Source organism: Nonomuraea sp. NPDC050643 (assembly GCF_040654715.1).
GTDB lineage: Bacteria > Actinomycetota > Actinomycetes > Streptosporangiales > Streptosporangiaceae > Nonomuraea.
This window is the reverse complement of the sequence record NZ_JBFAIM010000046.1, coordinates 46,830-67,993: the sequence shown is the minus strand read 5'-3', so window position 1 is coordinate 67,993 and position 21,164 is coordinate 46,830. Positions and strand designations below refer to the sequence as shown.

The window sequence follows — 21,164 nt, the reverse complement described above, 5'->3', positions numbered from 1 at the left end:
CTAGTCGGACTAGGGCGTGGGTCGGTCAGTGACGGGTGGAGGCTGAGGGTGCGCCGGGGTCTACGTCGCGCGGGGGAGGGCCGGGCGCTCTGCTTGCGGTTGGTTCGGGTGCCTGGCCTGCTCGCCGGGCAACCGCCAGTCCCGTGAACCGCTGGTGAGATGCCTGGCGAATCTCTGCCTCTCGGCCCTCAACCAGGGCGGGCAGAGGTCGGGTGCGCAGCGTGAAGGCGGAGATCTGCTGGCCGTCGATGATGAGGCGGGCGGCGGCCTGGTAGGCGCCCAGATGGGTGAGGTCGTGTGGGCTGATCAGCGGCGCGGTGTGGTGCTTCAACTCGCCTGCGTCTTTTGGGGAGGCGTTGAAGTAGACCTTGTTGCGCGCATCTGCTGAGAGCGCTTCGCGCAGATCGGCGGGAAGCTGGTCGAGATGCTGGTGAGCCAGTACCAGAGACAGCCGGTAGCCGCGCGCTTCGGCCAGCACGTCGTTGACGTGGCCGGGCAAATTCAAGAAGTTATGACACTCATCGATCACCAGGGAGGCATCCGGCCTCTGCGATTCGGCCTGGTGGGAGCGGCGGGTGGCGGCCTGCCAGGTGTGGGCGAGCAGGATGGAGCCGAACAGCCGGGCCGCGTCATCACCCAAGATGCCCTTAGGCAGCCGGGCCAGGACCAGCCCGCCTCGGTCGAGAAGTTGGCCGATGGGGACCGTGGTCTCCGGACTGGCCAGTGCCTGCCGCACGAACGGGCGCAGCAGGACGGCGCGGAGCTTGTTCATCACCGGGCCGATGACGGTGGCCTGCCCGGCGGGAGTGAGGGCTTGGTAGGAGTCCCAGAACCCGGCCAGCAGCTCATCGCGCAGCTCGGCTGTGGTCCGGGCACGGAACGCCGAGTCGGTCAGCAGCCGGGGCACATCGGCCAGGGTCGCCTTGCGGCCCAGGACGCTGGTCAATGTGAGGCAGGTGGAGCGGAGCAGGTCGTCCACGCGTGGCCCCCAGGCGGTGGAGAAGCAGCGGTGGAAGATGGTCACGACGGAGTCGACGGCGAAGGCAGGGTCATGCCCGGCGAGGATGTTGATCGACGGTGGCGGGGCTGCGTCTTGCGGGTCGAACACCACCGTCTTGCCGACGGCTCGCTCCGGGAGCCGGTTGAGGATGTCGGTGACCAGGTCACCCTTCGGATCGATGACCAGGGCACCCCGGCCTGCCGCTGCATCAGCCAGGACCATGTTGGCGAGCAGGGTGGATTTGCCGACGCCGGTGCCGCCCAGGACGTGGGTGTGATGCCGCCCGTCCCGTACGGGAAGTGCTACGGGCCGGGGTGGGCCGCTGTCGGCGTCGCCCAGGATGCGGGCGGCCCCGCCCTGCGCGGTGCGGGGTACGGCCGGGGACGGCGCTACCGGGCGGGCTCCGGCGCGGGTGATGCCGGGCGCGTCGATGTCCCACGGCAGATGCGCGAGCGCGGCCAGCTCCGCGACGGACAGCAGGTAGCCGCCGTCGAGGCGGCGCGAGCCGATCGTGCGGCCGGGCCGCCAAAGACGGGCTCGGCGCAGGTACTGGTGGCCGCCGGTGAACAGCGCGAAGACGCCTGCCAGGGTGTGCGCGTGGCCTCGCAGCCATCCACGGACCAGATGAGGAGTAGTCGCATCGCCTGGGCGGGCGTTTGTCAGCGCGTGGGCGGAGAGGGGTTGGTGGCTGGTGGCGACGGCGTAGCGGACGGCGATCGTGTAGCGCGGCTGACCGGCCTTGGCCAGGATGGTGCGGATCTGTTCGGTGCGTTCGGGGAAGTCGCGGGCCAGGTTGCTGGTGTGGTGGTGGTCGCGGGCGGCTGTGGGCAGGGGGAGGATCTCATCGAGGACGCGGCCGAGGGTGTGGCGGCTTCCTCCTCCGCGTAGGTGGGCGGCTGCCTGGTAGGCGTGCCGCAGGCGGCGGCCGGTGGTCGGGCGGGCCAGCACCTGCACGACGGCGTGCTCGCCTTCGCGGAGTCCGCTCATGGCTTCCAGCAGGGAGCGGATGGGGTCGTGGTCGTGGTCGGTCTTGAGCGGGAAGTGCTCGGGCGCGGCCAGGACGAGTCGCCCGCCTGCGACCTCCGTCTTCATCGGGAGGGGGGAGGTGGCGGGGCTTGTGGTGGTGGTCGCGCCGGGCCAGGCGGCTTGGACGGCCTTCTCCACGATTCCGGCCGGGATCGTGCCGGGTACCCACAGGCGGATGCGGACTCCGGCGTCGCTGCCGTGGTATTCCCACACCAGGTGCGGTTGCCCGGCGAAGGCACGTTTCCACGCGGGGCGGAGCAGGCCGACGAGTTGGCGCCACAGCACCACGGCGCCTTCGGGATCGCTGCGCGGCGGGCTGGAGATGTCAATGAGCCGGGCTTGGGGTGTCATGTCGGCGTGACGAAGCCAGCCGAGCAGGTGACGCGCCACAGCAGCCACGGCCCACACCACCCCCACGGCCGTAGCGAGGCGGGGGCCGTAGGTGAGGGTGAGTTCGGGCAGGCGGGCGGGCAGCTCGGTGAGGAAGTCCAGGGCTTCGTGAACATCACGCTCGTCGATGCCGCACAGCAGGCACGGCCCGTCCTGGCTCGGTGCCGGGTTGATCGTCATAGCGGGTCGCTCTCCTCGTTGTCGTCCTGGCTGCTGGTGGTGGTCTCGGCGGAACCGGGCGGGCCGGGTGGTTGCGCAGCGTGCGCTTGCAGCGGGCGATGTTGATCGTGTCGGTCGAGTTCGGCGAGGACCTGCGGGTCTGTCGTGACCAGCGCCGCCTCAGAAGGTGAGGCGACGATGGTCAGGGCGGCTCGGCTGGCGGGGCCGGCGACCAGGAGCGCTTCGCCGCGCTCGGCGGTGAGCAGGAACTGGCGCTCGCCGTCGGTCAGGTCGAAGGCGTCCCCGACCGCGCCGATGGCCTGCGGCGCTTGGCGCAGCAGGATCTGGCCGGCGGCGTTGGCCACGATCGCCTGCCCCAGCTCCGAGCCGAGTAGATCCGCGGCGTCCTGGGTGACGACGGCGAGCCCGGCCCAGTGCTTCCTGGCTGCCTTGGCCATCCGGAACAAGAAGCGGGCGCCTTCGGGTTCCTTCATCAGCAGCCAGGCCTCGTCGACGACGACGAGGCGCTTCTTGGGGTCGCGCGGGTTGGCCACCCGCCGCCAGATCGCATCCAGCGCCAGCAGGGTGCCGACGGCTTTCATCTCCTCGGGCAGGTCCCGGAGGGAGAAGACGGTCAGATGTCCGGCTGGTGTGGTGGTGGTCGGGCCGTCGAACAGCTCCCGGTAAGAGCCGCTCACGTAGGGGGCGAGTTGCGCGGCCAGGTCCGCGCCGGTCTGACCGGCCGTCTTTCCGGTAAGCGTGGTGACCAGATCGGCGAGCAGCGGCGCGGGCCTGCTCCAGGTGGCGGGATCGCGGGTGATCCCGGCCGTCTGGTAGGTGGCGATGATCGCCGAGTCCAGCGTCGCTCGTGTCTGCGCGGTGAGCGGGGTGCCGCCGAGCATGGTGGCGATCAGGGTTTGCAGGAACATGGCCCGCCGCGACAGCACGTCATCGTGGGGGCCGTGGCTGGCGGGCAGGTCGAAGGGGTTCCATCGCACGCCGCTGGCTCCGAGGTGCAGGCAGGTGCCGCCGACCGCGTGGGCCAGGCGCGCGTATTCGTCTTCGGGGTCGACGACGGCGACCTCGACCCCTTGGTAGAGCAGGCGCAGGGCCTCGAGTTTGGTGAAGAAGCTCTTGCCCGCGCCGGAGCGGGCCAGGACGACGGAGTTGTGGTTGTCCTGGGCGTAGCGATCCCACACGACGACGCCGTTGCTGGTGGCGCTCAGCCCGTACAGCACTCCGGTTTCGCCGACGGTGGTGGCGAGGTCGGGTGAGGTGAAGGGGAAGGCGGCGGCCAGGGCGGTGGTGTCGAACGTGCGCGTGCTGTTGAGGGAGTCGACGCCCAAGGGCAGCGTCGTGGTCCACCCCTGCAAGGCGCGGAACGTCGCCGGTTGCGCATCCAGCAGCAGCGACGATGCCAGCGCCCGGACCCGCTCCACCTCGGCGGCCAATTCCGGCTCCGAAGGGGCGTGGATGGTGAGGTAGAGGCCGACGGTGAACAGGCGGCCGTGGCCCCGGGCGAGGCTGTCGGCCAGGCTGGTGGCGTCGTCGGCGGCGGCCTCGGCGGCGAAGTCGGCGAGTCTGCCGTGGGCGGCGTCGGAGCGGCTGGCCGATTCCAGGCGGGCGAGCCGGCGGCGCAGCCGCATCGCCGCGACCTGCTGCGGGATCGGCTCGATGTGCAGGGACACATCCAGGTGGCCGGGGTAGGTGAGCAAGGGTTCGAGCCATCCCGCGCCGACCTCGCGCGGGTAGCCGGTGACCGTGAACGATGCGCAGACGGCGCTGGGCAGGGTCAGGGTCCGGGCGCCGACGTGCGCCGACCCCGGATGGGTGAGAGCGCAGGGCTGGTGGTCATGGCTGCGGTGGTGGCGGCGTAGCTTCACGGCGTGCTCCCGGTGGTTGAGGTGATCAGTTCGTCGGGCAGGGCCTGGCCGAGCGGGTGCCGGCCGCCGGGGTCGAGGCATTCGGCCAGTGCCTGGCTGGCCGTGTCGGCGTCGAGGACGCGGGTCGCCACGCCGAGCGCTGCGAGGCTGCGCTCGGCCTCGGCGGCCCGGCGCAGGACGACGGCCGCGCAGGCATTCCGGCGTATCGAACGGCGGCTCCGACCTGCGGTCGGGTGGTCGCGCAGCACGACGAGTACCTGCCGCATCAGCAGGTCGCGGGAGCTGTTCAGCTCGGCCAGGTAGTCGGCGTGTTCGCGGGCGGCTGCGGCCAGGGCGGTGTGCGGCAGCACCTCTGCCTGGTGTTCGACCGCCTCGATCAGGTCGGTCAGGTCGGCGGGGCGGGCGCGGGCGAGGATCTGCACGGGTGCTTCGAGGGAGTTCAGCCACCGGCCGAACGCCCCGACCAGGGCCGCCTGCTCGCGGGTGGTGCGCAGGTGGAAGGACAGGGTGCTGGTCTCCACCAGCACTGCGACCCCTCCGTCGGACAGTTCGAGGGCGCCGTCGGTGCGGATCGCCCGCACCGGCAGCCGCAGCGGGGCGGGCAGCGTGCCCCGCAGGCGGCACCACCGGGGCGGCTCGGCGACCCCCTCGGGCGCCGACACGAACTTCTTGTGGGCGCGGGTGTGGAGCAGGGCGGCCAGGGCGAAGCGGTCCAGGCTCAGCCCGTCCCGGCGCCCGAGCGCGATGCTCAAGCCGAGCGCCACGAGCGGCAGGACGATCGCCGCCAGGATGACGATGGGCAGGAGCTGGTGGAACAGGTAGTAGACGGCGGCGGCGATACCGCCGGTCAGGGCGACGATAAGAATCTGCCGGAAGCTCAGCCCATAGACGATCTTGTCAGGGGCATGGAGATCAGCGGGAATGGTCGTGATCAATGGTTCGGATTCGTTCATCGGCCGTCCTTCCTGCGGGTTCGGCTGGGTGGCGGGTCAAGGTGGAGGTGCAGTTGCCGGGGCCGGGCCGCTCGGGTGGGCATGCCGGGCAGCATCGGCTGCGCCCAGGGCGGTTTCGGCCGGATCCATGGACCACTCGGTGTGGGCGGTGTGGGCGGTGTGGGCGGGCGCGGTACGCGGGTGACCGGGAACGGCAACGCCAGCTGATGGCCTCGCCCGGTGGCGGATCCTGCTCGCCGTGATCCCGATGGCGATGCAGCAGGTGGGAGATTGAGGGGGAGCTGGAGCTGCTGGTGGCCGCGCGGTCCGGCCGGGGTGGGCGTGTTCACCGGTGGTGTTCCTCCCGTGGTGGAGCCGCCCGTCGGCTGTGGTCCTCGTGGTCCGCTACGCGGCCGGGGCGCTGCTGGAGCGCGCCGTCCTGCTGCAGCGGTGCCGGGCGGGCGGCGATGGCGGTGCGCGGTCTTCGCGCTCTTCGTGGCGGTTCGGGTGGCCCGGCCGCCTCTGGTCAGGGCGGTTTTGGCCAGGCCGAGGGTCTTGTAGACGATCAGCGCTTTGACCAGGCGGCTGAGCAGCTGGGGCTGGGCGTTCTGCCAGACCGAGCGGGCCACCCAGCCGGGAATTTTGATCAGGATGAACAGCAGGCCGATCAGGACCAGCGTGTCGATCGCCCGCATCACCGCCGGTTTGACCGCCGCTAGGGTGGGGTCGCTGGCGGGGGTGGCGAAGGCGTCGGTGGCGTCGGTGAAGTACACCTTGAACGCCAAGATGAGCACGAGCGCCTGCAGCACCTGCATGATCAGGACGCCGGTGAAGGCGCGCCACCACAGGCGGGCGATGTGCTCGGTCTGCGGCAGCGCGTGACACAGCAGCGCGAGCGGCGCCGCGATCATCAGGAACAGCAGCAACGCGACCCGCACGATCGCGATGAACGCCAGGATCAGGCCCATCACCACGGCGAGCCCGATCATCCAGATCAGGAACATCTGCGGGCTCTGCAACTGGCCGATCGGGTTGGTGAGCTTATTGGCGATCAGGTCGCCGGCCCGCCGCCCGTCCACCCCCTGGCCGAGCAGCGCCGCAACGAGGCCGTTGGCCAGCTCGATGGCGTACTCGCAAACGGTGAGTGAGAAGTTGAGCGTGATCGCGGCGACCACCAGGCGGGGTGCGACCTCGGCGGCGGTGGTGGAGGTCTGCACACTGCCGTACGCCATCACGATCACACCACCGGCCAGCACGAACAGGCCCAGCAGCGCATTGGCCACCACCCGCACATGCGCGGACAGCTCCTGAACCCGCTCCACCATGGACGGCGGCGGCGCCGACAGCAGCAGCGTGCCGACGGTCTGGAAGGCGGGCTGGATGGCCTCGGTGACGATCGAGCCGAACCAGCCGTTCAACGCCCGGTTGATCTTGCAGCCGAAGTCCAGCCAGCCGCACTCCTCCGCTTCGCCGCCCGGCTGCAGCTCCGGCTTCGGTGTCGGCTGCGCAGGTGATGCGGGAGACGTTGGCCCGGTGCTCGGGATCGGCTGGACTGGTGGTGTCAGCATCGGTCCGGTCGGTGCCGTGGGCGTCGAGGCCGGTTTCGGCGCGGGCATGGGCGGTGCGGGCTGTGAGTTGGCCGTGGGGGAGGGCACGGGCGGCTCGGGTTCTGCGACAGCCGACGTGGTCATGGCGGTGAACGTGATGGCGACAATCACGAGGAGCTGCGCCATGCCACGCCATGCGATGGCCGGGAGTGTGCCCGTCCCGTGCAGGCGCGGTGGTGGGTGGCGGGTCACGGTCAAGCTCCGACAATGCCTTTGAGGACGGTGACCAGCAGCGGCGCCAGCACGGCGATGCCGTAGCCGAGGGCGGCGTAGCGCAGGGTCTTCTTGGCCGCCTCCACCTCGCCGGGGTCGCCGCCGGCCAGGATGTAGCGCACCCCGCCGACGGTCAGGAACAGGGTGGCGAGGGCGACCAGCAGGCCGATGATGACGTTGCGCAGGTTGTCGATCACCTGGTTCAGCGAGCCCGCGCCCTTTCCGGCGCCCTCCCCGTCTGCGGCGAGGGCCGTGACGGTGGCCGTGGTGGTCGTGGTGGTGGCTTGGGCGAAGTGCGCCAGGGCGAGTTCTACGAGCGTGCCGCAGGTGACGGTGGCGAGGATGACGGCGGTGATGAGCAGGGCCTTGCGGGTGGTGGAGCGGGTGCGTGGGATCACGGCTGCCTCCCGGGCAGGGTGTCGGTCGGGCTGGGTGTCGATGGGTGCGTAGGTGGGGCGGGTGTGGTGGCGGTGCGGGTGAGAGGCGGCGCGGAGGTGCCGGGTCCGGTCGCGGGGCCGGTGGGCGTCCTCCTTTGAGCGGGTGGGTGCTGGTGGGCTGGGCCGGGTGACAGGGACCGGTGATCAGGTACAGGCCTTCGCTGCCGGAGCCGCGGCGTCCTCCGCGCTGCCTTCTCAGTGGTTAAAAGACCTGGGTGAAAGGCCGAGTTAGGACATGAGGGCCAGCGGATTTTGCGCAGTCTTTGCTGGCTGCTCGCTGCCGACCGCCGGTGCGATCGCTACAGGTCGCCGCGCTGGAGCGCCTGGTACAGCGCGGTTTCGGCGCGCTGACGGCGCTTGAGCGCGGCGCAGTAGAGCAGGCCGCGGCGGCGGCAGTAGGAGCTGAGCGACACGCCCTCCAGCCGGGTGCAACAGATCAGCTCCGCCTCCAACTCGGTGATGATCTGCTGGGCGACCGCCTCGGCCAGGAGCACGTCGGGGTGGCCGGCCGGGTAGGTGAGCGGCTGCTGGCCGCTGTCGGCTCGGTCGGACAGGTCGGGGTCGGCCAGCGGGCCGGGCCGGTCGATGGCGTGGGCACGGACGACGGCGATGTGGGTCAGCCGGGAGAGCCGGAGCAGCGGGTGTGACCAGGCCAGGTTCACCCGGCACAGGGCCTCCATGTAGGCCGTGAGCACGTCGGCTTCCAGGTCCTCGCGGTCGACCCGCTCGACCACGGTCTTGTCGGCGAGGGCGGTGATGAGGCGGCGCAGCATCGGGATGGCCAGGGCGACGGCGGCGACCATCCACGCTCCCCGGTGGGTGCGGGCCTGGCTGATGAGGTGTCGCCACACGTGGTCACGGGTGGTGCGGGAGCAGGACGGGTGCAGCAGCATCGCCTGCAGCTCGTTCAGCGGGATGGGCCGGGCCGGAAGCCCATGACCGAGCAGCGCGCCGTCGAGCGAGAGCGGGGCGGGGCCGCGCATGAGCAGGGTGAAGGCGTGCTCGGCCACATCCAGCGGCCGCGACCCGCCCCGGCTGCATGAGTTGCCTCCGAGACTGTCGGGCGCCTCGTTGGGCTGCGTGGTGTCCGCGTCGAGGTCGATGGTGGGCAACGCTTCGGCCGAGCGGGCTGTGGGCGCACCGTTCAGGTCGGCGCGGTCGGCGGCCGGGCTGGTCAGGATCGTGCGGGTGGTGGCTGGCTTGGTGGTGGCGTCCGTGGCGAGGTGGACCGATGGGTGAGACATGGCGAGGCTCCCGATGAGGCGTTCGGTTCGGACGTCGCCATGTCGCCAGAGAGGCCGGACAGGAATCGGGCAGGAAATGATCAGACATCGGGCGCGGCAAAGATCACGCCAGTTTGGGGTCACGCTCCGAAACCATGGATGACCTGCGAAAACGCCAGAATGACGGGCTTGCGCGTGTCGGGTTGAAGACAGGTACGGTCCATGACGCCGCCCCCGGAAGCGGTCTTGACCTGCGGTAACGGGATGAGGCCGAAGTCTCGGGTCAAGATTGCGTCAACCGGGTGGACCGAAGCGCACCGTGTGGGTTCTGGCTCACCTCTGCCGGTTTCGGGTTGCAGCGCGGCCGGTCAGAGGCTCTCGTCTGGGTCGCTCAGGCGGGTGGGGAGAGTGCTGGGCTCGCTGGTGCGGAGCATGCGGCCCTCGGCCTGGGCGTTGGCGATGACGGACGAGACGGCCTCGGCGCAACGGCGGGCCGCCAGTTCCCGGATCTCCTGGGGCGCGTCGCGGTCATCGATGATGAACAGCGTCCCGTCGTCGGTGACATGAGTCCGGGCCTTCCAGCCGAGCTGGCGGCCCGCCGCCCGCGCGGCTCGCCGGACCTCGGCCACCTCGCCCAGCTCGGCGACCGCTTCGCGGGTGAGGACGAGCTGGCCGTAGAAGCCGCGGTACTCCGGCTTGAGGCTGGCGGACATCATCGCCTTGACCTGATCGACGAGCTTGGCGAAGCGGCGTTCGGCCAGTTCGTCCTTCTGGCTCGGCATGCAGATCGCCTCCCGCTGACACGTCTCGGGGTGTCCTCCTCCCAGATTAGGTGGCATTCGTTAAGGACGGCCGACCGTGGTGGAGCCGGTGACGAGCGTTGCCCGGAAAGTGTCCGAGACGGCTGTGACCTGCGGAAACTCTCTTCAGGGTGTGCGTGGGAGGGAGGAGGTGCGGGAGTGTGGGCGCAGGCCCGGAGGGGACGGTACGCCGGGTTGGCACACTCGTTTGTACGGGCCGGACCCCCTCCCAGCATCCGACCCGCACGCCGCACCATTATGGGCGTGACCAGTTGGGTGCGGAGGGTGAATTGCGCAGGTGGGGCACGGTCGTGAGCGTTCCAGGCGAGACAGCCGGCGATCTGGCCAGGGGCTGACCGGCAACGCTTGTCCACAGGTTGTGGATGAGGAGCCGGGCTGTCCTGGCCGGTGGCGTCCAGCCGTGGGCGCGGGACCCGCACACCGCTGGTCTTGCCGAATCTTTACGTGAGGGCCTGTCCGAATTCGGCTCTCGCGGCAGGTATTTGGAATAGTGACAGGGATCGGTGGCCCGGCACTTTGGGCCACACCCACATGACCAAGCCCATCATCACCTCAACCTCAACGGCATCCACGTCCACCCGTTCCTCTGCCGCTCCCGGGCCAGCCCCGGCCGGCTCCTCGTCCATCGCGTCCGGACCCAACGCCCAGCCCGGCGAGCCCGGTCTTCGGCTGTTCCGGGAGGGTCAGGATGCGGGCCAGGGGCATTTGCCGCTGTCGGTGTGGCTGACGGCAGCCGACACCGAATCGGCCGCGACCTGCCGGGCGGGCTGTTGCCATCCGGTCAGCGGCCCGTTGGCCCGCCACCTGGTCGCGGCGTGTACGCGGCTGGGCGAGACCGTGGTCCATCTCGGCGCGAGCGATCATCAGCTCGTCTCGGCCGCGCTGACGGCGGGCTGCCTGCCGGTGGCCGTCTTCACCGACGTCGCCCGCGCGGGCGTGTCCTGGAGTTGCCTGGCCCGCACCCATCCCGGCTACGACCTGGAGGTCACCGACCTGCGCGTCACCGAGCCTGGCGATGACGCCTGGGTGCTGGCTGATCTCGCGGGCAGCGCGGGGCTGGTCGTAGCCGAGCAGTCCTGCCAGCAGCCCGTGGGTCACGCCCCCGGCCGACCGGACTCTGAGGCCGAACCCGAGATCGAACCTGAGGTGTTCAATGTCGCTCGTGCGGCAGGGCTGGTCAAACCGGGCGGGCATCTGGTGGTGATCACCGGCCTGTACCGCGAAGGCGGTGTGGCCGATCCGGTACCCGAGATCATCGCCCGTGCCCGGCAGGCGGGGCTGGTGTATCTGCAGCACATCATCGCCCTGCGGCATCCCGCTCGCGGTGAGCGCATCGATGCGGATCTCTCCCGCCGGGCTCTGGCTGCGGTCCAGGATCTGCCGGAGTGCGCCGGGTTGCCGGCGAGTGCCCGGGTGCACGCGGACGTGTTGCTGTTCACCGCCCCTGGCGCCACCGAGCCCACCGGGTGCGCCGAGCGGGTCGGGGGTGAGGGCTGATGACGGAGGTGACGACATCGGTCTGGGCGACGGGTCAGCAGCCGTCGCGGGTTCAGCGTCGGGGCCGGTATGTGCCGGAGTCGATGCGGCATCCAGGCAAGATGCTGCCCTCGATCGCCGCCAAAGTGATCGCCACCTACACCGCCTCCGGTGAGCTGGTGGTGGATCCGATGTGCGGGATCGGCACCACCCTGGTCGAGGCTGCCCATCTGGGCAGGCACGCCGTGGGAGTGGAGTACGAGGAGAAGTGGGCGCGCCTGGCGGTCGCCAATCTCGGCCACGCCCGCATACAGGGGGCGCCCGGCGTAGGGCGGGTGGTGGCCGGAGACTCCCGGCACATCGCCCAGCTGCTGCCCGACCTGGTCGGGCGGGCAGCGCTGGTGCTCACCTCGCCGCCGTACGGGGCGGCCACGCACGGGCACATCCGCTCCACCCGCGATACCGGCGAGCCGGGCGTGCGCAAGTGGAACCAGCGCTACTCGCACGATCGCGCCAACCTGGCCCACCAGCAGCTCCCGCACCTGCTGGACGGGTTCGGCCGCATCCTGGCCGGCTGTGTGCAGTTGCTGCGGCCGGGCGGCGTTGTGGCGATCACGGTGCGGCCCTACCGGGTGCGTGGCGAGCTGGTCGACCTGCCCGGTCACGTCCACCGGCTGGCGGAGGAGGCCGGGCTGGTGTTCGTGGACCGGATCGTGTGCCTGCTGTGCGGGCTCGGCGACGGCCATCTTCTCAATCGGGCGTCGTTCTTCCAGCTCTTCGAGGCCCGTAAGGCGTGGGCGCGAGGGGTGCCGATCCACGCGGTCGCACATGAGGACCTGCTTGTGCTTCGCCGCCCGCCGACGCCGCCCGGGGCCGAGCTTGACGCTGCTCGGGACGCCGTCCGCGAGCTGGAGTAGCCCCGCGTGACCCCTGGTTCCTGGCCCGCATTTCGGGCCGGGTGCTGGGGCGCGGGCGTGAACCTGCGGATTTCGCTTGACGCGGGCCGTGGAGGTGGGCGTCGATATCGCCCGCCCACGCACCCGCCCCGTACCGGGCCTCGGGCCCGGGGCTGTGGTCGCCGGTCCCTGAACGGCGGTCACGCCCCGCGCTCGGGGGCCGGGCGGGGCCGGGTCGGGGTGTAGCGCCCGCTACGGCCCGCCCTGGCGTACGGGCCGCGCGTGCTGCGCGGACCCGAACTCCCTGTTGATCAACGCTCATGGAGGTGATGCATGACCAGCACAAACCCAACCAGCCACCCGGCGCAGCAGGCGGCGCCGGAGGTGATCAGCCTGCTCGCGGCCGGGCGGCTGCTCGGCCTGAGCCGCAGCACGATCTACCGCCTTGCCAAGGCAGGTGAGTTTCCGTGCCGGGTGCTGCGCATCGGTGGCCGGTACGCGGTGCCGGTGCGCGGGCTGCGGGCGCTACTCGACCATCCCGATCAGGACGGCAGCAACGAGGGCGGCAGCCAGAGCCGCCAGGCATGCGAGAAAGGATGACCACGATGGCGCAAGACCCGAACACGAGGGCGGGCAACGAGCTCAAAGTCGCCAAGGGCACCACGTTCAAGATTTGCACGTGCATCGACCCCGAGACCGGCAAGAACATCAGCAAGTCCTGCCCCAAGCTGCGCCGCACCCACGCAGGCGGCGGCCGGTGGAGCACCACCCACGGCACCTGGGGCTACCAGCTGGAGCTGCCCGCCCACGCCGACGGCAAGCGGCGTAACCCGCTGCGGCGCAGCGGGTTCGCGACGTTGGAGGAGGCCGAAGCCGAGCTGGATCACGCCCGCGGCCTGCTCGCCCTCGACAACGAGCCCGCGGTCCGGCGGCAGATCACCAAGCTGATGCTGTCGGTCCTCAAAGACACCAAGCATCTACCCGACCTGGAAGAGGTGCGGCGCAAGGTCCGCACCCGGCAGGACCTGAACCGGCACATCACGGTGGCCGAATGGCTGCAGGAGTTCCTCAAGCGCAAGCGGTCGATCGAGGCGACGACGAAACGCTCGTATGAGTCGCATGTCCGGCTCTACCTGACGCCGTACTTGGGGGAGATCCGGCTGGATCGGCTGCGGGTCTCCGACATCGCGGGCATGTTCGATGCGATCGAGGAGTTCAACGACATCATCGCCACCGAACGCGGCAGCGGCGACCCCGCCCGGGTGGCCTCGGTCCGATATCGCCGTCCGGTCGGGCCGACCACGCTGCATCGCATCCGGGCGACGTTGCGGCATGCGTTGAACGTCGCGATCTGCCAGGACCGGCTGCTGGACTTCAATCCCGCCGCCGTGGTCGAGCTGGCTCCTGCCGTCCGCCCGAAGCCGGTCATCTGGACCGAGGAGAAGGTGACGCAGTGGCGTAAGGACCACGCCGGGCACCTGGATCGGCTCAAGCGGGCCCGTGCCGGTAAGCGGGTCGACCCGATCGCCGTCTACATCGGCACGGTGCGGCCGTCGCCGGTGATGGTGTGGACGCCCGGGCAGACGTCGGCGTTTCTCGTCTACGCCCGCCGGGATCGGCTGTTCGCGCTGTACAGGCTGATCGCGGTGCGTGGCTTGCGGCGCGGTGAGGGGGTTGGGGTGCGCTGGCCGGACGTCATCTTCGAGAAGGGCAGGATCGGCGTGCATTGGCAGATCACCCAGCTGGGCTGGGATCCGATCCAGGGCACCCCGAAGACCGACGCCAGCGACCGTGAGATCGCCGTCGACGCCGAGACGATGGCGATCCTGAAAGAGCACAAGAAGCGCCAGGCCTGCGAGCGGCTGGCCGTGGGAGAGGACTGGGTGGACTCCGGGTTCGTCTTCACCGACGAGATGGGCCGCCCGCTGCACCCGCAGCACGTGACCGACCGCTTCTACGGGCTGTGCCACCAGGCGGGCCTGCCACCGATCCGGCTGCATGACCTGCGCCACGGCGCCGCCACCGCGATGCTCGCCGCCGGGGTGGACATCAAGATCGTGCAGGAGACGCTCGGGCACAAGACGTCAGCGTTCACCCGGGACACCTACACCAGCGTCTACCCCGAAGCCGCCGCTGCAGCGGCCGAGGCGACCGCTGCCCTCCTCGCGGGGCCCGTCGTTCCCGCGCCTGGGCCGGTGACGCCCAGGCGGGGCACCGCTCAGCCTCGAACGAGCGATAAGGGGGAGGGTGAGGCTGGCGGGTCGGTGATCTCGATGCCGGCCCGCTAGCCGTCAAGAGGTCAGGCAGAGAGTTGACAGGAGGCCGGTCAGTCGCGCGACTGACCGGCCTCCTGCTCAGGGGCGGTGCGGGTAAGGGAGGTGGGATGCGTCCCAGCTTCAGAGAGCATCCCGGCGTTGCGCAGGGTCTGAGCCCGGCAGCCCCACGCGCTTGAGGGAGGTGGCTGCCGCACGTTTGTGGGTGGGGCGGTCCCTCGCATCGCGGCCCTTGGCTTCCGCGATTGTCCCAAGGCGAGGGACCGCCCCGGCAACGATCAGGCGTCCGGGGGAAGCGCCGTGATCATCACCGCGTGGGTGACCGGCCGGTGGTTGGTGGAAACCGGCCTGCCACCAGGCCTTGAGAACGCGTTGAGCGGGAGAGCCGCGCTATTGCTCAGCGTTCGCCCGAGAAAATCATTGGCACTGCTTCCCACTATGAGTCCGACTCTTCAGGCGGTAACCGTGGGTGATGGAGGTGATGCCACCGAATGGGGCGTGGTGCACCAGGTGGGCGTGCCCCGGCCGTCGCCGACACCATTACCGGGGTACCGGACGGTGGGCATCCGGACGCCGACCATAGGCATCGGCCGCGTCACGTAGAGCGGGGCTACGCGGCGCTCGGGGATGTTGCGGCCAGGACGTAGCGGATACGCTCGGCTGCTGTGGCGAGCTGAGCGACCTCGGTGATTGGCTCGTTCCACGACCACAAGAACAGCCATCGATCGTGCCTTTGCGCAACGGAGATGATCTCCGTCAGGGTGGTGGCCTTGGGGTTGATCACGCGCAGCCGCGGTAGTCGGTCGTCCCGGGTGAGCAGGCGAGTGTGCAGGCCGAGGCTCTGTAGTGCCTCCTGCAGGTTGTCGAGGTGGGTGGCGGCTTCGGCGGCTGCATCGGCGGCCACAGCGGGGGCGATGGGGTTGGGCATGGCTGACTCCGAAGTGAATGGGGATCGGTGCGAGGCAGGGGGTGCCGTTCACGGGGTGGGCGGGGAGGGTGGCTGTGGGTGTTCGGGGTGGGGCGGGGTGCGGTGGGCGGCCCGCCGTGCCCGGTGGACCGCCTGCAGGGCGACCCCGAGACAGGCGAGCAGCAGACCCACGACCAGAGCCTGACTGGCCTGCTTGGTCACACTGGCCGGGGCCAACAGCACGAAGGCGACGTAACCGGCGGTCAACAGCAGAGCCGGCACACTGATCATCTTGTGGCGCGACACGACGAGGACTCCATTCATGGGGAGGTGGTATTCGGGGCGAAGCTGCTGGCGCTGCGGGATCAAGGGGCGAACGGCCAGCATGAGCAGTTCGGCGCCGTGGCGGCTTCGGCGGTCGATGAGTTCGTGGTTGCGCGAGCCGGTGGTGCGGCGGCCGGATCGGATCGGATCGGATCGGTCCAGGGAAGGCGCTGCCGCGCGCCTGCCCGGTGTTCAGGTGCTGCTCAGCACCCGATCTGGCGTGTCGAGCCAGATCGATTGGCCGTCCGGCGTGGCGGTGATGCCGTAGCGGCGCCAGTGCGGCTCGCCCCAGCTCACCCACTGCGCGTAGGCCTGCAGCACCTCATCCCACACCGGCCGGTCGCCCACCTGCTGCACCCCGTGATCCACGCTCCCGGGCCGCCACGTGGCCGCGGCCCACGAGCGGGCGTCGCCTGGATCGTAGAGCAACGTGCGCACGAACGGGCCGTCCTCATCGGCGCCTTCGGTGGTGTGCGACAGCAGACCTGTCAACGCGGCGATCGCGAGGTCCGCGCCCGCGCCCAGCTGGTCCAGTGCCCGCGGGTCGAGCGCTGTGCGGTAGTGCCGACGCTCCTGCCCCGGCGGCGGGTCCTGGCCCGGCTTGGGACGCTGGGAGCGCATCATCATGTACCCGGCGTACCCGGTCACCCGCCCGACGGCGGTCCCGTCCTCCCGCACCACGAGGCGTAGCGCGTGGCTGGTGCCGTAGCCGGGATGCCACGGCAGCACGATCACGCCACCGCGCCGGGTCTGCTCCACCCACGCGTACGGAATCGTCCTGAATCCGCAGGTGGCGTGTACGCGGTCGTACGGCTCCCCATCTGTGCAGCCGAGCGCGCCGTCGCCGAGGACCGGACGCGCCCGGACGCCGTCGGCGGCAAGGTTCTTCGCCGCCTGCTCAGCGACCGCCGGGTCCACCTCGATGGAGGTCACCTCCCCCTGATCCTCGACGAGATGGGACAGCAGCGCCGCTGTCCAGCCGGTACCCGTCCCCACTTCGAGGACACGGTGGCCGGGCTCCGGCTGCAGCTGGTTGAGCAGGTCGGCGACCGTGGACGGCGCGGATGCCGAGGAGGTGGAATCGCCCCGTAGCGCGCGCAGGCCGGTGGCGCCGTCGAGCTGGGTGACGATGATGCTGCGCGAGTAGACGGCGTCCCACCAGGTGCCGGGATCGGCGTCGCGGTCGATCAGGTACGGCTCTCCCTCTTCGACGACCAGGCCGACCGGGGGACTGAACAGATGGCGCGGCACCGCGCGCACCGCGTCCCGGATGGGTTCGCCGATGTCGTCGGCCTCTTCAGGGTCGAGGGCCGCGATGAGCCGGTCGAGGCGTTCGGGGGTGGCGGTCACGTGTTGCCCTTCTTGCCCTTGGCGTGGCCGCCCTGGGCCTCCTGGTGCTGATCGTTGGTGCTACCGGTGCCGCCCTCGGCACCGGTGACCTCTTTGTCCTTGGGACTCTTGGGGGCTTCGTGCTTCCCGCCCATGCTTTGATCCCTTTCGTGTTGTGGCCGTTGGGGCGAGCCACGGTCTTGGGGCGCGGGACCCGCCCGCGAGGCTGTTGAGGCGGGACCGGCGTCCGGGCGTGTGGTTTGGCGCCGGGCGTGTTCAGGTTGCGGTGGGGGTGGAGCGCTTGTGGCCTGACTGACAAGTCATGCGGACTCCCGCATCTGGAGGATCTGCTGTGATGTCTTGTTGTGCTGGTGCTCGACCCACCACAGGCGCCGGTTCGCCTCGGCTCGGCCGTCCCACACGGCAGGGCCGCCCCGCTTGGGAGGGCGAACCTGCGCGGGGCGGGCACGTCCGATCCAGGTGTAACCGGCCATGTTGCCGTTCGCCCAGATCGTGTAGTCGCCGCCCGCGATGGTCTCGGCGTTCAGAACGATCGTGCGGCTCGATCCGAGCAGCCGAGCCACGACCACGTCGGCGCTGCACCGTGGGCACTTCTGCGGGCCGGTGGAGGTCACAGCCGACCTCCCATGCCTAGGGTGTGAGGTTTCCAGATGCTCATTGATCACTTTCAGTGGCGCGGCGGCGGAAGGCCATACGGGGTGCGGGCCGCATGGCCGCCGCGCCTGTCGGGCCCCGGGGCGGATCTCCGGCGGATCTCCCGCATCGACCCGGGATGTCTGGACGAGCTGGCGTTAGAGAACGGCGCCGAGCTTGCGCCAGTCGCTGCCGGGCCTGCGGATCTCGCCCGGGTGCTCCTGGTCGCGGACGCTGACGGCGTCGTGGTCGTTGACCCTGGCGTACTCAAGGCCTGTTCCTTCGGCCGCCTCGTACCGGTCGTCGTCCACGTCGATGTCGTGGAGACCCTCGGCCGACTGCTCGAGCTCGGGTCCCCGGCAGAGCAGCGCGCCCAGCCTGCGGAAGTCGTCACCGGGCCGCCGAATCTCAACCTCCAGCCGGTCCTTGTCACGAACGGCGAAGTCGTCGCTGTCCCCGATCGCCGCGTACTCGATGCCCGTGTCGTCGAGCAGCGCGAACTTGGCCTCTTCCACGGCTACCGCCCACAGGTCGGGCTGAATCGATCTGGCTGTCATGGGAGCTCTCCCTTGCGTTTGGCTCTTCGATGGCGCCGGACATGAGGCCCGGCCTGGTGCCCGGCCCGCCGCCCGCCCGGCACGGCGGGCCTGGAGCTTCACGGGCGGGGACCGGCCAGGCGCTGGATGATCGCCATCTGATCGGCCAGGTCTGTCATGAGGTCGATGGGGTTGCGGCACTCCACGATCCGCTGCACCCCGGCGGTCACCTCCTCCAGCGTGAGTCGCCACGATGGCCCGGCCCTCCAGACCAGCCCTACCCCTGTGAGGTCGTAGGTGATCAGCCACGGGTGGAAGGTGTTGCGCAGCACAGCGAGCTGACGGTCCCGCACGTCGAGCCGTAGCCATGCCCTGATCTCGACGTCATGGGCGGTGGACTCGACGGGAGCCCGCAGCAACTCGAACATTTCAGGACCTCCATCCCATATGCAGGGCGCGGCGTATTCGTTCCGAGGATGCGCGAGCATGATTCGCGGGACGTTTACGCCGCTCAGCAGTAGCGTGGCCAGCGGGGGTGTCGAGGTCTAGGCACGGCGCATTGACTTACCTTCACCGCCGTTCACTGGCTCGCGGTGAATGGCAGTGAAAGAGATCTCTGGCGCGGCGGAGGCGACGGTGAGCGAAGAGACGTTCGGGCAGGTCCTGCACCGTTTGCGCGGTGATCGCACCCTTGAGGCAGTAGCGAAAGCGGCAGGAATAGCCCCCAGTTACGTCCACAAGCTGGAAAACGGACGTGGAACCCCAAGCCGTAAGGTGTTGCTGGCACTGGAAGCTGCCACTAATGCGCAAGGCGCGCTTATTGAGGCGGCCGAGAAAGATGGGAAACAATCAGCTCATAAAGTAGACTTTCTCCCCTCTACCGCCAAAACGAGTGCTGTGCGTACTCTGGATACAAACGACGCCTTCGGGGAGGACGCCACGGAACGCCGAAGGCTACTGCAACTGGCCGCTAGTGCCGGAGTGGGGCTCGGCCTCGACGGGGAGCCGGTCCGGCAGCTACTCGACTTGGCGCTCAACGTCGAACGCAGCACGGAGGACTGGCAGCTCGCGTGCGCCGATCACCTTCACGCCCTACGCACCCGTCCGGCCGCACAAGTTGTCAGCGATCTCGCGGTCGACCTCTACGCGCTACGCCAGCAGATCCACCATGTCCCCGGTGGGGACCTGCCTGATCTCTGCCGGACCGTGGCGACACTGGCGTGCATCCAGGCCAACGCCACCACCCGGCTCGGCGACCACGGGGCCGCGATCCGCTGGTGGCACACGGCCCGTCACGCGGCCGACGCCTCACGCGACGCCGCGCTGAACGTGCTCATCCGAGCCGAGGAGGCGAGCTGCGGCTTGTATGGGCAGCGCTCCCCGGCGACCGTGCTGTATCTGGTCGAACGCGCCGAAACCATCCCCGCCCCATCGCTCAAGCTCCTGACCGCCAAGGCAAAGGCCCTCTCTATGCTCGGCCGGCACGACGACGCCATCCGCGCGGTGTGTGAGCTGAGCAACCGTGCGGAGGAACCGGGGCGCGACGACCGGGGGTTCTGGACTGATGCCGACGTCTACTTCACCCAGAGCTGGGTCTATTCGGCAGCGGGAAAGGAAGACCTTGCCGAGGCCGGACGCTCAGATTTGATGCAGTCCACCAGCTATTGGTCCACCAGCGAGAACAGTCCCTACCGGACCAACACCCGCCTCCACGAGGCCATGGGCTTCGTCGCTCGGGGAGAGGTCGACAGAGGGCTGCGTTGCGCGACCGAGGCGCTCGGCTCGCTGCCTGCAGCCCTCCGCCACGTCTTCGTCAGGGAAACCGGGCGAATGGTGCTGCAAGCGGTACCACTGGGGCAGCGGGACCGCCCAGCGGTGCAGGACGTACGCTCGCTGCTGGCCATAGAGGCATGAGCCTGGGCCGCGACGAGGATAGGCCACAGTCGCAGGCGCGCACGTCGCGGGGTCATCTGAACTGCCGGCGAGCAAGCTCGGACAGGTCTGTTCAGGCGAGGGCAGGTTCGCCGTTCAGCGCGACACCGGCCTGGCGCAGTTCGCCGAGCGTGGTGCGGGTGGTGTCGGCGGCGACGCCATCAAGGGAGTTCGAGAGGGTGGAGCCCCAGGCGGATTGGTCACTTTTTGTAGCTGCTCGATGTTGATATGTAATTAGAGCGGCTGGCTGCGGAGGGGGAGCCAGGTCGCGGGGGCATGGGCGTTCGGGCATGAGCACGTGCTGTTCCCGAACGTCCGCGCTGCTCCTCGTCTCCGCTCGGCGGCGATCGGCTCGTTCACCGCCGTGCGAGACAGCCAGAGGTCAAGGTTTGCGCGGTTGGGCCGAAGAGCTGCGCCTGAAATAGGGGCCTGATCACGCTCCGTGGGGCCGGGTGCGCTCAGCCTGGCGACCTTGCCGTCCTGCGTGGGGCCGTTGTCGGGGTGGTGAGGGTGGCGGCGTGGTGCAGCACGCTGGCGGCGGCGGGTGAACGGGCATAGGGGCGTAGGCAGGCTCGCATGGTTTTCAGGGCGGTGATGGCGCGGCCACAGGAAAGGGCAGGGAACTCGTCGAGAAAGTGGTGCCAGGTGGTGATGGCTTGGTCGAGGCGGCCGGCGCGGAGCTGGAGTTCGGCCAGGCGGGCTAGCAGGATGGCGCGGGAGCGGCGTTCGGTGGTGGGCCGGTGGCGTAGTGAGGTGTGCAGGGCGCTGATGGCGCCGGGGATGTCGCCGAGCAGGTAGCGGACCTCGGCTTCCTCGCTGGCCAGGGCGGCGTGGTCGTAGACGCCGATGAGCGGCGCGGCCTGATCTTTTGTGCTGGAAATCGCGAACTCGATCATCCGGGTGATCACGCCGTCTCGTTCCGCCTGCGGGAAGTCCGTAACCGTCGAGGAACAGCCGTAGCTGCCGGGCTCGACTGGCTGCGTCCGGCAGGTTGTTGCGTTCGGCGACGTCATCGTCGTGGAGCTGGGCGTTCCACCAGGCCGTGGCGACGACTTCGTCGCGGCGGTCGACTGGGCCTGCCAGGGTCCAGTCGACCATCGAACGCCGGTCCGAATACCCTCCCAGCCATTTGATGCGGCCATGGCG

At 69.9% G+C, this 21,164-nt stretch carries 20 protein-coding genes; 5 read left to right on the top strand and 15 right to left on the bottom strand.

Annotated elements, in window-relative coordinates:
* Positions 1 to 25: 25 nt before the first annotated feature.
* The 7 genes from AB0I15_RS43295 to AB0I15_RS43265 all read right to left on the bottom strand — a co-directional run bounded on the left by AB0I15_RS43295 (position 26) and on the right by AB0I15_RS43265 (position 9,652).
* On the bottom strand, positions 26 to 2,596 hold the full coding sequence (locus AB0I15_RS43295) for a type IV secretion system DNA-binding domain-containing protein (RefSeq protein WP_358109793.1): 2,571 nt from the start codon (positions 2,594 to 2,596) through the stop codon (positions 26 to 28).
* Positions 2,593 to 4,458, bottom strand: a complete 1,866-nt coding sequence (locus AB0I15_RS43290; protein WP_358109790.1) for an ATP-binding protein — start codon at positions 4,456 to 4,458, stop codon at positions 2,593 to 2,595. The genes AB0I15_RS43295 and AB0I15_RS43290 overlap by 4 nt, the downstream gene beginning before the upstream one ends.
* Positions 4,455 to 5,411, bottom strand: a complete 957-nt coding sequence (locus tag AB0I15_RS43285) for a PrgI family protein (protein ID WP_358109787.1) — start codon at positions 5,409 to 5,411, stop codon at positions 4,455 to 4,457. The genes AB0I15_RS43290 and AB0I15_RS43285 overlap by 4 nt, the downstream gene beginning before the upstream one ends.
* Complete coding sequence (locus AB0I15_RS43280; RefSeq protein WP_358109784.1) at positions 5,408 to 6,958, bottom strand: hypothetical protein; 1,551 nt, start codon at positions 6,956 to 6,958, stop codon at positions 5,408 to 5,410. The genes AB0I15_RS43285 and AB0I15_RS43280 overlap by 4 nt, the downstream gene beginning before the upstream one ends.
* Positions 6,959 to 7,191: 233 nt before the next feature.
* The gene (locus AB0I15_RS43275; protein WP_358109781.1) at positions 7,192 to 7,608 is read right to left on the bottom strand and encodes a pilin; all 417 of its coding nucleotides are present in this window, start codon (positions 7,606 to 7,608) and stop codon (positions 7,192 to 7,194) included.
* 338 nt (positions 7,609 to 7,946) lie between these two features.
* The gene (locus AB0I15_RS43270; RefSeq protein WP_358109779.1) at positions 7,947 to 8,891 is read right to left on the bottom strand and encodes a hypothetical protein; all 945 of its coding nucleotides are present in this window, start codon (positions 8,889 to 8,891) and stop codon (positions 7,947 to 7,949) included.
* Positions 8,892 to 9,238: 347 nt separating this feature from the next.
* A complete protein-coding gene (locus AB0I15_RS43265; RefSeq protein ID WP_358109776.1) occupies positions 9,239 to 9,652 on the bottom strand; it encodes a hypothetical protein in 414 nt (137 codons plus the stop codon).
* A 570-nt stretch (positions 9,653 to 10,222) separates the two neighbouring features.
* Between AB0I15_RS43265 and AB0I15_RS43260 the strand changes: the two genes are divergently transcribed.
* The 4 genes from AB0I15_RS43260 (at position 10,223) to AB0I15_RS43245 (ending at position 14,351) form a co-directional block, all read left to right on the top strand.
* On the top strand, positions 10,223 to 11,188 hold the full coding sequence (locus AB0I15_RS43260; protein WP_358109773.1) for a hypothetical protein: 966 nt from the start codon (positions 10,223 to 10,225) through the stop codon (positions 11,186 to 11,188).
* Positions 11,188 to 12,084 carry a DNA methyltransferase gene (locus AB0I15_RS43255; protein ID WP_358109770.1) on the top strand — a complete coding sequence of 299 codons (897 nt, stop codon included), beginning with the start codon at positions 11,188 to 11,190 and terminating at the stop codon, positions 12,082 to 12,084. The genes AB0I15_RS43260 and AB0I15_RS43255 overlap by 1 nt, the downstream gene beginning before the upstream one ends.
* A gap of 312 nt (positions 12,085 to 12,396) precedes the next feature.
* The gene (locus AB0I15_RS43250) at positions 12,397 to 12,663 is read left to right on the top strand and encodes a helix-turn-helix domain-containing protein (protein ID WP_358109767.1); all 267 of its coding nucleotides are present in this window, start codon (positions 12,397 to 12,399) and stop codon (positions 12,661 to 12,663) included.
* 5 nt (positions 12,664 to 12,668) lie between these two features.
* Entirely contained in the window at positions 12,669 to 14,351 is a 1,683-nt protein-coding gene (locus AB0I15_RS43245) for a tyrosine-type recombinase/integrase (RefSeq protein ID WP_358109764.1), read from the top strand.
* Between the two features lie 595 nt (positions 14,352 to 14,946).
* On the opposite strand, the gene AB0I15_RS43240 is transcribed toward AB0I15_RS43245, so the two are convergent.
* The 7 genes from AB0I15_RS43240 to AB0I15_RS43210 form a co-directional block, all read right to left on the bottom strand.
* Positions 14,947 to 15,264 (bottom strand): hypothetical protein, encoded by a 318-nt coding sequence (locus tag AB0I15_RS43240; RefSeq protein ID WP_358109761.1) that lies wholly within the window; start codon positions 15,262 to 15,264, stop codon positions 14,947 to 14,949.
* A 48-nt stretch (positions 15,265 to 15,312) separates the two neighbouring features.
* Positions 15,313 to 15,567 (bottom strand): hypothetical protein, encoded by a 255-nt coding sequence (locus AB0I15_RS43235; RefSeq protein WP_358109758.1) that lies wholly within the window; start codon positions 15,565 to 15,567, stop codon positions 15,313 to 15,315.
* 192 nt (positions 15,568 to 15,759) lie between these two features.
* Positions 15,760 to 16,917: a methyltransferase domain-containing protein gene (locus tag AB0I15_RS43230; RefSeq protein ID WP_358109755.1), complete on the bottom strand. Its 1,158-nt coding sequence runs from the start codon at positions 16,915 to 16,917 to the stop codon at positions 15,760 to 15,762.
* Positions 16,914 to 17,051: a hypothetical protein gene (locus AB0I15_RS43225; RefSeq protein WP_358109752.1), complete on the bottom strand. Its 138-nt coding sequence runs from the start codon at positions 17,049 to 17,051 to the stop codon at positions 16,914 to 16,916. Before AB0I15_RS43225 ends, AB0I15_RS43230 begins: the two co-directional genes overlap by 4 nt.
* A gap of 165 nt (positions 17,052 to 17,216) precedes the next feature.
* The gene (locus AB0I15_RS43220; RefSeq protein ID WP_358109749.1) at positions 17,217 to 17,531 is read right to left on the bottom strand and encodes a hypothetical protein; all 315 of its coding nucleotides are present in this window, start codon (positions 17,529 to 17,531) and stop codon (positions 17,217 to 17,219) included.
* Positions 17,532 to 17,708: 177 nt separating this feature from the next.
* Complete coding sequence (locus AB0I15_RS43215; RefSeq protein WP_358109746.1) at positions 17,709 to 18,107, bottom strand: hypothetical protein; 399 nt, start codon at positions 18,105 to 18,107, stop codon at positions 17,709 to 17,711.
* Positions 18,108 to 18,205: 98 nt separating this feature from the next.
* Entirely contained in the window at positions 18,206 to 18,514 is a 309-nt protein-coding gene (locus AB0I15_RS43210) for a hypothetical protein (RefSeq protein ID WP_358109743.1), read from the bottom strand.
* Between the two features lie 208 nt (positions 18,515 to 18,722).
* Here AB0I15_RS43210 and AB0I15_RS43205 point away from each other — a divergent pair, with 208 nt between their 5' ends.
* Complete coding sequence (locus AB0I15_RS43205; protein ID WP_358109740.1) at positions 18,723 to 20,000, top strand: helix-turn-helix transcriptional regulator; 1,278 nt, start codon at positions 18,723 to 18,725, stop codon at positions 19,998 to 20,000.
* Between the two features lie 476 nt (positions 20,001 to 20,476).
* On the opposite strand, the gene AB0I15_RS43200 is transcribed toward AB0I15_RS43205, so the two are convergent.
* Positions 20,477 to 21,031 (bottom strand): hypothetical protein, encoded by a 555-nt coding sequence (locus tag AB0I15_RS43200; protein WP_358109737.1) that lies wholly within the window; start codon positions 21,029 to 21,031, stop codon positions 20,477 to 20,479.
* Positions 21,032 to 21,164 lie beyond the last annotated feature (133 nt).